The 10,903-nt window shown below is 70.1% G+C and carries 9 protein-coding genes and 1 pseudogene; 7 read left to right on the top strand and 3 right to left on the bottom strand.

All coding sequences use genetic code 11. From position 1 onward, the window contains the following. Positions 1-71 precede the first annotated feature (71 nt). Together C5N14_RS34325 and C5N14_RS33490 are read left to right on the top strand one after the other, a co-directional pair. Positions 72-140, top strand: a pseudogene (locus C5N14_RS34325) (hypothetical protein); the annotation flags it as partial. Positions 141-142: 2 nt separating this feature from the next. Next, positions 143-526, top strand: coding sequence for a hypothetical protein (locus C5N14_RS33490; RefSeq protein WP_243640107.1), 384 nt, complete (start codon positions 143-145; stop codon positions 524-526). A gap of 173 nt (positions 527-699) precedes the next feature. Here C5N14_RS33490 and C5N14_RS27855 read toward each other — a convergent pair whose 3' ends face one another. Then, a complete protein-coding gene (locus tag C5N14_RS27855) occupies positions 700-1,824 on the bottom strand; it encodes a winged helix DNA-binding domain-containing protein (protein ID WP_117672317.1) in 1,125 nt (374 codons plus the stop codon). Next, complete coding sequence (locus tag C5N14_RS27850; RefSeq protein ID WP_117672315.1) at positions 1,821-2,810, bottom strand: NADP-dependent oxidoreductase; 990 nt, start codon at positions 2,808-2,810, stop codon at positions 1,821-1,823. Before C5N14_RS27850 ends, C5N14_RS27855 begins: the two co-directional genes overlap by 4 nt. An 89-nt stretch (positions 2,811-2,899) precedes the next feature. Here C5N14_RS27850 and C5N14_RS27845 point away from each other — a divergent pair, with 89 nt between their 5' ends. Further along, positions 2,900-3,856: a YafY family protein gene (locus tag C5N14_RS27845; protein WP_117672313.1), complete on the top strand. Its 957-nt coding sequence runs from the start codon at positions 2,900-2,902 to the stop codon at positions 3,854-3,856. 130 nt (positions 3,857-3,986) lie between these two features. Beyond that, a complete protein-coding gene (locus C5N14_RS27840) occupies positions 3,987-4,862 on the top strand; it encodes an alpha/beta fold hydrolase (RefSeq protein WP_117672311.1) in 876 nt (291 codons plus the stop codon). 190 nt (positions 4,863-5,052) lie between these two features. On the opposite strand, the gene C5N14_RS27835 is transcribed toward C5N14_RS27840, so the two are convergent. Further along, entirely contained in the window at positions 5,053-7,476 is a 2,424-nt protein-coding gene (locus tag C5N14_RS27835) for a beta-galactosidase (RefSeq protein ID WP_117672309.1), read from the bottom strand. A 119-nt stretch (positions 7,477-7,595) separates the two neighbouring features. Between C5N14_RS27835 and C5N14_RS27830 the strand changes: the two genes are divergently transcribed. From C5N14_RS27830 to C5N14_RS27820, 3 genes are all read left to right on the top strand, one after another. Next, a complete protein-coding gene (locus C5N14_RS27830; protein ID WP_117672307.1) occupies positions 7,596-8,627 on the top strand; it encodes a LacI family DNA-binding transcriptional regulator in 1,032 nt (343 codons plus the stop codon). Positions 8,628-8,818: 191 nt separating this feature from the next. Beyond that, positions 8,819-9,937 carry a sugar ABC transporter substrate-binding protein gene (locus tag C5N14_RS27825; protein WP_243640105.1) on the top strand — a complete coding sequence of 373 codons (1,119 nt, stop codon included), beginning with the start codon at positions 8,819-8,821 and terminating at the stop codon, positions 9,935-9,937. 1 nt (position 9,938) lies between these two features. Beyond that, positions 9,939-10,901 carry a carbohydrate ABC transporter permease gene (locus C5N14_RS27820; protein WP_117672304.1) on the top strand — a complete coding sequence of 321 codons (963 nt, stop codon included), beginning with the start codon at positions 9,939-9,941 and terminating at the stop codon, positions 10,899-10,901. Positions 10,902-10,903 lie beyond the last annotated feature (2 nt).

Genomic DNA, 10,903 nt, shown 5'->3' with positions numbered 1-10,903 from the left:
TTGCCGCTCCCGCCGCTGCCTCTCCGCAGCCGTTTACCGAGGCCGCCGCCTGCGACGATGGTCGTGTGTGCATGTGGGAGGACCCGTTCAAGGGTGGTAACCGGTACGTGCACTCCACGGAGACGACGTTCGACATCCCCGGATGGGACGGCGACAACGAGATCAGTTCGGTCTGGAACCGCACCGGTCAGAAGCTGACGACACGGTCTGGCTCAACCTCGACTACCAGTCCACCGCGCTCGGTGGCTTGGCCAGCCCGGAGCACTTGCGTGCGGACTTCCGGCAGGTGACCCGCGCCAGATGCGAGGACCCGTTCGGGGTACGCGGAATCGACCAGCTGGTCTACCGCACCGACACCTTGGCAACCGACTGGATGCTCGACGAGGCAGCATCCGCCGACGACGTGCCCCACGCGAGGCTCCGCGCGTTACCAGAGCCGGCGCAGCGTGCCTGGTTCGCGACCTACCTCGACGCCGCCGATCGGTGCGACGTCCAGTCCCTGATCCGGCTCGGCCAGCAGCCGTGACCCGGCGGCTTCTCGCGCTGCACCTGTCCGTCCGAGGCGCGTCGACGGCAGCGCAGCATACCGGCCGGGTTCGTCACGGCGTTGAGGAACGCGACCAAGTACTGCCGCTGGCGCGGCGGATCTGCGCGTTGTGCACCGTCGTCAGCAGACGGGTCCGCTTGTTCGGCCCGTCATCAAGACGACTGGGCCGCGACAGGATCGCTGTAGGACACCACCCTGCCCCCCACGAACTGCAGCAGCCGGTTGGCTTCCTGTTCCAGGGCTGCCCGATCGGTTGCGCAGAGCGGTCGGAACGGGGTGAGCCGCAGCGTCCCGGCGTCGAGGGACCACGTTCCGTGCACCCAGCCGTCCACGAGGAAGGTGGGCCGTACCTGTGCCTGGCCGGGCATTACCCGCTTCCGGTCCTCGTCGCTGATGATCCGGGTCCGGTCGGCGTGGCCGAGCAGGGCGTTGTCGAAGGCGGGCAGCAGCCGTACTGGAGCGGGCGTTTCGGGGTCGGGCAGCTCAGCGTCGGCCAGATCGATCAGGTCCCTGCCGTCGGGGCCGGAGTATCGGCGCAGTTCGGTGCGCATATCTGCGACGACCTCGCCCAGGCGGGTCAGCCCGCACCAGGCCTGGACGTCCTTCACTCCGGCCGGGCCGAAGGCGGCCAGATAGCGGCGGATCAGCTCCTTGGCCGAATCCTTGGCGGCAGTCGCCGTCGCTGCCGTCGCCATCGGCTGTCCCAGCCAGACCTCGGCGGGCGTGACCGAGACCGCCGACCGGTTGCCCCAGGAGCCCCATGCGCCGGTGGCCGCGCCATGGACGAGGGGAGTGCGCAATTCCACCTGCCCGGCCAGAATCCGGCCGTCGCGTCCCGGATGGCGTTCGGCCAACCGCCGGGCCAACTCCTTGCGCGGCAGCGTCGCTCCCGCGAGCAGGCCGAGTCCTTCGGCCACCAAGGACACCGCGTCCAGGCCTGCGCTGTTTCGGGTGAAGTGGGGCGAGCCGGCCGTGCGGTCGAGCACGGGCTGCAGCAGCGGCCGCAGCCGACGGAAGTCGTCGGCCGCGGCGAGGTGCTGGGTACTGCGGAGCAGAGCGGAGCGAACCACCTGCCGGTCCTCCAGCAGTGTGGTGAGCTCGGACTGCGTGAAGGCGTGGATTCTGCTCCACAGCCCGACATAGGCCCAGTTGGGCTCCTGTGCCTGCAGCGCGACCAGTCGCCCGATCACCTCCAGCGCGGTGTGATCGGTGCGCCGCAGCAGGAACTGGCGGTCCATCAGCGCCCGGTTCAGGGCCCGGAGGGGGAGTGTGGTCACGACAGCCGCACCGAGACATTGCCCCGGTAGGAACCCTGCAGGAAGGAGAGGAACGCCTGCGGCACGTCCTCGATCCCGCCCTCGACCACGGTCTGGGGGTAGACGAAGCGGCCCCCGCCGAGCCAGCTGCTGAAGTGCTCGCGCCAGGCCGCGATCTGATCGGGCGTGTGGTAGCAGGAGAACGGCAGCAGCTCGACGCCCCTGGCCTCGGCCGCCGCCCGATCGGGCTGCGGAAAGCGCTGCGCCGCGCCACCGAGCTGGCTGGACAGTGAGCCGCAGAGGGCGAAGCGCGCTCCGGGCCGGGCCGCCTGCAGCGCGCCCTGGTACTGCTCGCCGCCCGCGACGTCGAAGAAGACCGAGATGCCCTCGGGCGCGAGCTCCCGCAGCCGGTCGGCCGTCGAGCCGTCGTGGTAGTCGAAAGCGGCGTCGTAGCCGAGCTCGTTCACCAGGTAGTCGACCTTCGCCGGGCTGCCGGCGCTGCCGATCACCCGCGCGGCGCCACGGCATTTGGCGATCTGTCCCGCCAGCGAGCCAACTCCGCCCGCCGCGCCGGAGACGAACACCACGTCGCCTTCGCCGACGGCCGCTACCTCGGCCATCCCGTAGTAGGCGGTCGGTCCCTGACCGAGGTAGTAGCCGGGGTCGGCGAAGAGCTCACGATTGAGCTTGAGGTACGAGCCGGCCGGGCCGGCCGAGTACTCGCTCCAGCCGGTCATCGACTGGACCAGGTCGCCGACCTCGAGTTCGGGGCTGTCGGATCGGACCACGGTGCCGATGGCGGCCACCCCTACCCGCTGCCCCGGCTGCCAGGCCGGGACCGGGATGGTGCAGTCGGCCCGCATCAGCTCCAGGTAGGTCGCGGCGAGCCCGATCTGGTCGGTGCGTACCAGGACCTCGCCGTCCACCTCGGTCTTGGCGACGGTGAAATGGTCGAGTGCGGGGGTGCCGGTGATCTGGGCCGTCAGCTGGATCTCACGAGTGATCATTTTCGGTCCTTATGGGGTGTGGCCGTCGAGATCGCCTCTAGGGAGGCTTCCGGCCAGTTCCTGACCGGAAGTCGAGGCAGGATGTCAGCATGGCGAACACCAGCTCACGGACCCTCAGGCTGCTCTCGCTGCTGCAGACCCACCGGCACTGGTCCGGCCCGGAACTGGCCGATCGGCTCGGGGTCTCCGAGCGGACACTGCGCCGCGATGTCGAGCGGCTGCGCGAGCTCGGCTACCCGGTCGGCTCGGCCCGGGGCACCGACGGCGGCTACCAACTCGCGCCCGGCGCCGTCCTGCCGCCGCTGCTGCTGGACGACGAGGAGGCGGTGGCCCTCGCGGTGGGCGTGGGCGACGCTGCGCAGAGCGGGATCGCGGGGATGGAGGAGGCGTCGCTGCGCGCACTCACCAAGGTGGTGCGGGTCCTGCCGCCCCGGCTGCGGGCCAGGGTGGACGCCCTGCGGGCGATGACCCTCTCCGCTGTCGTGTCCGGGCCAGTCGTCGCGGCGGGGGTGCTCACCGCGGTCGCCCAGGCTTGCCGGGACGAGGAGCGGCTGCGGTTCGGCTACACGGCCAGGGGCTCCGCACCCACTGAGCGCGAGGTCGAGCCGCACCGCGTCGTCGCACTCGGCGGACGCTGGTACCTGGTGGCCTACGACCTGGGTCGGCACGACTGGCGTAGTTTCCGCCTCGACCGGCTGACCGAGCCGACGGCGACCGGCACCCGCTTCCGGCCACGCCTGATCCCGGCCGAGGACGCCGTGGCCTTCGTCGAGGCAGCGAGCGGGGCCCCGGCCCCGTACACGGTCGAGGTCCTTGTGTACGCGCCCTCCGCGCGGGTGCGGCAGGTGGTCGGCCGCTGGGGCACGATTGAACCGCTCGATCAGGACAGCTGCCGGCTCACCATGACCTCGACCTCCCTCGACTGGCCGACCCAGGCACTGGGCAACGTAGGTGCCGAGTTCGAGATCCTGAGGCCGCCGGAGTTCGCCGCGCACATCCAGGAGTGGGGTGCCCGCTTCCTCCGAGCCACCCGCGCACCCGCATGACCTTCGTCCCCACGATGCCCCTGTTCGTGGCGAAGGCCAGGTACGACCCTGGTATGCACTGGCGCTTGGAGGTGTGCAAGCCCGGGGTTGGGTAGCCCACGGACCGCGTATGTCATCAGAAGGAGTGGCAATGGGCGGCGAGCGGATTCCGGGTTCCTTCACCGAGCAGACGGCGCAGGTCGGTGACGTCACGATCAACTATGTTCGGGGCGGTCGGGGCAGCACACTGGTCCTGCTGCACGGCTATCCGCAGACGTGGTACATGTGGCGCAAGGTTCTGCCGGAGCTTGCCAAGCACTACACGGTCCTCGCGCCTGACCTTCGGGGAGCCGGGGGCAGCGACGCCCCGGCAGGAGGTTATGACAAGAAGACTCTCGCCGGCGACGTGTACGGCCTGCTCACCCAACTCGGCCTTGATGGCGACGTCAGTATCGTCCGACACGATATCGGGACCATGGTCGCGTACGCGTATGCCGCTGCTCACCGCGACGACGTGCGCAAGCTTGTGCTTACGGAAGCGCCTATCCCTGACCAGAGCCTGTACCAGGTCCCGTCACTGACCCCGAAGGGACCGGGTTTCTGGAACTTCGGCTTCTTCAGCCTCGCAAACGGACTGCCGGAACAGATCGTGGACGGTCGGGAGGCCGCCTGGGTGGATCGGTTCACCGATTCGATCAAAGTCCAGAAGACCGGCATCGGTGATGAGGATGTCCGTGAGTACGCCCGGTACCTGCAAGACGACGCTCACCTGCGGGCCAGCTTCGACTACTTCCGAGCATTTCCCCAGGATGTCGCCGACAACGCTGAGTACGGCAAGACGAAGCTGAACATGCCGGTTCTCGCACTCGGTGCCCGAGCCAGCCTCGGGGAGGCGGTACCTACCCAGGTCGCGCAGTACGCCACGACGGTAACCGGTGGCGTCATCGAGGACTCTGGCCACTGGATCTTCGAGGAACAGCCGGCCGAACTCACCGCGCAGCTCATGCAATTTCTCCAACATACCTGAGCCGAACCTAGCCCGCCCGACAAGAGGCGCGTGGCGCATCCGCGATCCACTGACGTGATGTCCTACCCCGTGGCGGCGCTCGTCGGGCTCGGCGGACGTGACCTGGCACGGGAGATCGCCGCCGGCCGGTACCGCCCGCCGCATCATGCAGCCGGGCGACCACATCGAGGTCAGTCAACTCACCGGGCGGTCAGCCGATGCTGACCCGGACCGGTTCGCCATCCGGGGCCCGGACGGTCAGGGTGGCCCGACCATCGGCGACGGTCACCTCGCCCCGGTCGGCGTGTACCGGCCGGTCGGTGGCGAAGACAGCGACATCCTCGGCCTGGGTCGGCTGGAGTAGCACCTCCGAGCCGTTCCGGGCCACCAGTTCGCAGCTGCTCTCCAGCAGCGTGGCCGGCCCGACGCGGATTCCGGCGGGCAGCATTAGCCCGGCGCGGGCGCCGATCCGCAGCCGCCGGCCGGACAGTACCGGCTCGTCCCGATGCCACAGGCCGAACTCGATCGCCGACGGCGCGACGTTGACCAGGTGAAGCAGCCGCTGGCCGGACCGGTCCACGGTTGAGGTGAGCAGCAGCCCGGGTGCGCCTGCGTCGTGTCGGAGCCGAGGCCGCACCCCGAGCCGGTCCAGCGCTGCTCGCCAGAAGTCCAGGTGGCACGGGTAGTCGGTGGCGATCACCACGACCCGGCCGGCGCCCACGGTCACCTCGACGCCGCAAGCCCGGCCGGAGCCGACCTCAATGAGCAGCCGTTCACCGGACCCGGTGAGCAGTTGGGCGTAGCCGCCCCGGACCTCGGCGGGGCCGGCCGCCCAGCCGCGGCCCACCACCGATGGGAAGTAGTGCGGGCCGCCCTCCAGCCAGCCGTCCGCCCGCAGCCCGAGCGCGTCGGCCAGCAGGGTGCACGGTGTGCCGTCGTGGTCGCGGGTGGGCAGCGGTCCGTGCAGCAGCAGCCGGCCGCCGGCCCGCAGGTGGTCGACCAGCCGCTGCTGAACGTGCGAACCGAGGGTGGGGGCGGTGGCCAGCACCACCACCGGCGGCGTGCCGCCCGGCACCTGTGCTGCGCCGCCCGGTGCCGGAGTCTGCAGGTCCACTGCGGGAAACGAGTAGCCGGCGAGCAGCAGCGCCCGCGCCAGCACGTCCCGCGCGCCCATGCCGCGGAACCGTTCCAGCTCGGCGACCTGCTCCGCCCGGTTGCTGGACGCCGGGTGGTGGTACTCGGTCAGGTAGTGGTCGGGTACGAATCCGAGGGCGAACCCGTCGTGTTCCTCGTCGCCGTCGGCGAGCAGGTCGGCTACCCCGCGTACGGCGTGTAGCGCCCGTCGGGCTGCGGGGTACGTCGGGTTGAGGCGGCCCTCCGGGTCGACCGGGGCGGCGAAGCCGTGCCGCTCGCCGGTGAACGCGATCCGATCGTTGCCGTCGCTGACCGGCTCGGCCAGGGGCGGGTTGTGACCGCCGGCGAACAGGTAGAGGTTGAGCAGCCGGTTGCCCTGCGCCACGCAGAGTCGGGTTTTCAGGTCGATAGCCTCGGGCGGGTACAGCGTCGACAGGTCCTCGCCGTAGTCGCCGTTGCCGGCCTCGAACTCCAGGCAGGTCAGCGGCTGGTCGCCGTCGTGCGCCGCGGCCAGGAACGCGTTGGACACGTACAGGTCGGCGACGTTGGTGACGGTGAGGTCGCCGAGGTAGTAGTCCGAGCCGGAGGTGAGCTGCGGCTGCCCACGGTACGACTCCATGAGCTGGCTGATCCCGATCGGGAAGGTGCGCCCCCGCCCGCCGCCGGTGCCGTGCACGTTGACCAGGAACGGCACCCCGGTCACCCCGTATCGCTCGGCGCTGGTCCGCAGCGCCGTCACGTACCGGCGGTAGCGGTCCCGCATGTAGCGCCCGAGGTCGTCGTGCAGCGCCAGGGAGCGTTCCTCGACGGGGGTACGCAGCGCGGCAGACCACGGCGCCGGATCGGCCGGGTCGGCGCCGATCCGCGCCGCGGCGGTGTCCTTGCCGTACCGTTCGACGGCCCAGCGTGCCAGGTCGGCGCAGAGGCCGTCGGTGAGGTCGGGGGAGTTGGTCACCCAGGACAGCATCCCGATTTCGTTGTCCAGTTGGACCGCCACCACGGGGCCGCCGCGCGGTGCGAGGCGCTCCGCGATCAGTGGCATCACCTGGGCGTACCAGCCGTCGGCCGCGGCGAGGAACTCGGGCGCCAGGTAGTCGATGGTGCGGGTGCTGACCGGTGCGCCGTCCCAGGTGGTGGGGAGCAGGTGGGGGTGCTCGTCGTACACCCGGTAGGGGATGCCCTCGTTCTTGAGCTCGGCCATGATGAACGGGCCGGGGCGGACCACGGCCCGCAGCCCGTGTTGGTGCGCGAGGTCGAGGAAGCCGGCCAGGTCGCGTTGCTCGTGGGTACGCCCGGTCAGGTCGGCCGAGCGGTCGGGGAGTTCGTGCCACAGCCACGGCACGTAGGTGGCGACGGTGTCGCCTCCGCAGTCGCGGAGCTGGTCGAGCCGGTCCGCCCAATCGGCCCGGGCGAGGCGGAAGTAGTGCACCTCGCCGGCGAGCAGCAGCTCGGGCCGGCCGTCGACGAGGATCCTGCGATCCCGGAGTAGCACTTCTGTCATATGGGGCAGAGCTCCTCACACGGGAGATTGTGGATCAGAGACTTGTGAACTTCGTCTCGGCTGCCTATGGTCGGCTGAAACCGGTTTCTGTTACCCGCACGTTACGGATCGAGGGAGCGATGAGCAACAGCCGCATGACGGTTCGCGAGATAGCGAAGCTCGCCGGCGTCTCCGTGGCCACCGTCTCCCGGGTCTCCAACGGCACCGGCCAGGTCTCCGAGGAGATGCGCCGCCGGGTGCTGGACGCGATCGAGAAGCACGGATATCGCCCCGACCACCTCGGTCGGGCCCTGGCCGCGGGCCGGCACGGCGCCCTCGGCTTGGTCTTCCCCGGCCTGTCCGGCCCCTACTTCACCGAACTGATCCAGGGCTTCGAGTCGGAGGCGGTGCCGTCCCGGGCCAGCGTGCACATCCTCTGCACGCACCTGCGCTCCGACTCCGACGACCAGGTGCTGGAAATGGGCCGCCGGGTGGACGGTGTCGCCGTCATGGGCGGCACCATCTCCGACGAGGCGCTGCTCCGGCTCGCCAAGCTGGTCCCCGTGGTGGTGGTCGCCGGCGAGGGGCCCGGCGACATCCCCTCGGTACGCGCCGACAACGTCGGCAGCATGCTGGCGCTCACCCGGCACCTGCTCGCCGACCACGACCTGCGCGACCTGGTCTTCGTCGGCACCCCGGCGGGCTCGCCCGACGTCAGTGAACGCTGGGCCGCCTTCCGGCGGGCGCACCACGACCTCGGCATCGAGCCGCCCGCCGAGCCGGTCGCGGTCAGCATGCAGCAGGCCGACGGGGTGCTCGCCGCCGACCAGTTGCTGGGCGGCGAAACACCCCGGCCCGCCGGGGTGGTCTGCGCCAACGACGAGACCGCCCTCGGCGTGCTGGTCGGCGCGCTCGGCCGAGGCTTGCGGGTGCCGCAGGACCTGATCATCACCGGCTTCGACGACGTGCCGGTCGCCGCTCTCGTCGCCCCCGCACTGACCACCGTCCGGCAACCCGTACGCGAGCTGGCCGCCGAGGCGGCCCGGCTGATCCTGCGTGCCGCCGGCCAGCCCGGCGACATCCCTGGGGGCGGTCTCGTGCTGCCCACCGAACTCGTCCTGCGCCGCAGTTGCGGCTGCCCGGCGCCCCCGACCGGAGGCACCGGCAGGTAACAGCTCACACCCTGAAAACCACCAACCCCTGGAGGTACGACATGAGAAGCAGGCGGTTAGCCGCTGCGGCGGGGATCGTCTTGGCCGCGTCGGTCGCGCTGGCCGGTTGTGGCCGTGACTCGGGCGGCGGCCAGGAAGAGGCGAAATCTGTCGGCGCAGGCAAGGCGAGCGGGGACATCACCGTCTGGGCGATGGGCACCGAAGGTGAGAAGCTCGCCGAGTTCGCGAAGGAGTTCTCCACCGAGAACCCCGACGCCAAGGTCTCCGTGACGGCGGTGCCCTGGGACGCGGCGCACCAGAAGATCGCGAGCGCCATCGCCGCGAAGCAGACGCCGGACGTGTCGATGATCGGTACCACCTGGCAGGGCGAGTTCGCCAAGACCGGCGCGCTCGACCCGACCCCGTCGGATCTGATCAAGAAAGACGACTTCTTCCCCGGCGCCTGGGACACCACGATCGTCGACAGCACCTCGTACGGCGTCCCGTGGTACGTCGAGACCCGGCTGATCTACTACCGCAAGGACATGGCAGCCAAGGCCGGGTTCCCGGGCGGCCCGAAGACATGGGACGACCTCAAGGCCATGGCCAAGGGCATGAAGGAGAAGGCCGGCGCCAAGTGGGGCCTCAACCTCCAGCCCGGCAAGACCGGCAGTTGGCAGTCGGTTATGCCGTTCGCCTGGTCCAACGGCGCCGACGTGGCCAGCGCAGACAAGCTGAGCTTCGACACCCCGGAGATGACCGAGGCGCTTGCCTACTACCAGTCCTTCTACAAGGAGGGCCTGTCCCCGACCGCGCTGCCGGACGGCTCGCTCGAGCCCGGCTTCGTCAAGGGTGAGATCGGCGCGTTCATCTCCGGCCCGTGGCACATGGGCATCGTCGAGGATCAGGGCGGCGCCGGCTTCAAGGACAAGTACGCGGTCGCGCAGATGCCGACGAAGAAGTCGTCGACCTCGTTCATCGGCGGCAGCAACCTCGCGGTCTTCAAGGACGCCAAGAACCGTGCCGGTGGCTGGAAGTTCGTGCAGTGGCTGAGCAAGCCCGAGGTGCAGGTCAAGTGGTACCAGGCGGTCAAGGACCTGCCCTCCGTGCAGTCGGCCTGGAACGACCCGACGCTCACCGGCGACACCCTCCTGACCGCGTTCGGCCAGCAGCTCAAGAGTGCCAAGGCGCCGCCGGCGATCACGACCTGGGAGCAGATCGCGGCCGCGTTCGACCTCGAGGTCGAGAAGCTGTGCAAGCAGAACGCCGACCCGGCCGCGACCGCGAAGGCGATCCAGCAGCAGGCGAGCGCCATCGGGACCGGGAGCTGACATGACCGGCGCCTCCCCGGCGACGGCACCGGCGCGACCGGCCGGGGCGACCAGCACCGACCGGCCCGCCGGGTCGGTCCGGCGGCGTCAACGCCTGCGGCGGGCGCTGACCGGCTGGGCCTTCTCCGCGCCCTTCACCGTGTTGTTCCTCGTGTTCATGGCGCTGCCGGTGGTGGCGTCGCTGGTCATGAGCTTCACCGACCTGCGCTCGACCGACCTGCGCAACCCGCTCGCCGTCAACGTCGTCGGCATCGACAACTACACCCGCCTGTTCTCCGACGACCTGTTCCTGCGGTCGTCGGTCAACACGCTGGTCTTCGTCGTCGTCGGGGTGCCGCTGACCATGGTGCTGGCGCTGGCCGCGGCGACGGCGCTCAACTCCGGGCTCGTCCGCTTCCGCGCGCTGTTCCGGGTCGGTTTCTACCTGCCGGTCGTGACCAGCATCGTGGCGATCGCGGTGGTCTGGCGCTTCCTGCTCGACCCCGAGATCGGGCTGGTCAACAACCTGCTGCGACTGGTCGGGATCGACGGGCCGAGCTGGCTGTTCGACACCAGGCTCGCGCTGCCGTCGCTGATCGTCATGGCGGCGTGGCGCAACTTCGGCTTCCTGATGGTGATCTTCCTGGCCGGACTCCAGGCGGTGCCGGCCGACCTCTACGAGGCGGCGACGCTCGACGGCGCGACGCGGTGGCAGCAGTTCCGCAACGTCACCCTGCCGATGCTGCGGCCGACGCTGCTCTTCGGCGGGGTGATCACCGGCATCGGCTACCTCCAGCTCTTCGAGGAGCCGTTCGTCATGACGCAGGGCGGTCCGCTCTCCTCGACGCTGTCGGTGTCGTTCCACATCTACAACCAGTTCGGCTTCGGCAACTACGGCTACGCGGCCGCCGCCAGCTACGTGCTCTTCCTGGCGATCGTGGCGCTGTCGGTCGTGCAGTTCCGCCTGCTGGGGGAGAGGAACTGACG

The organism is Micromonospora sp. MW-13 (assembly GCF_003434305.1).
GTDB lineage: Bacteria > Actinomycetota > Actinomycetes > Mycobacteriales > Micromonosporaceae > Micromonospora.
Note: the sequence above shows the minus strand (reverse complement) of the source record. Positions and strands in the feature narration are given on the sequence as shown.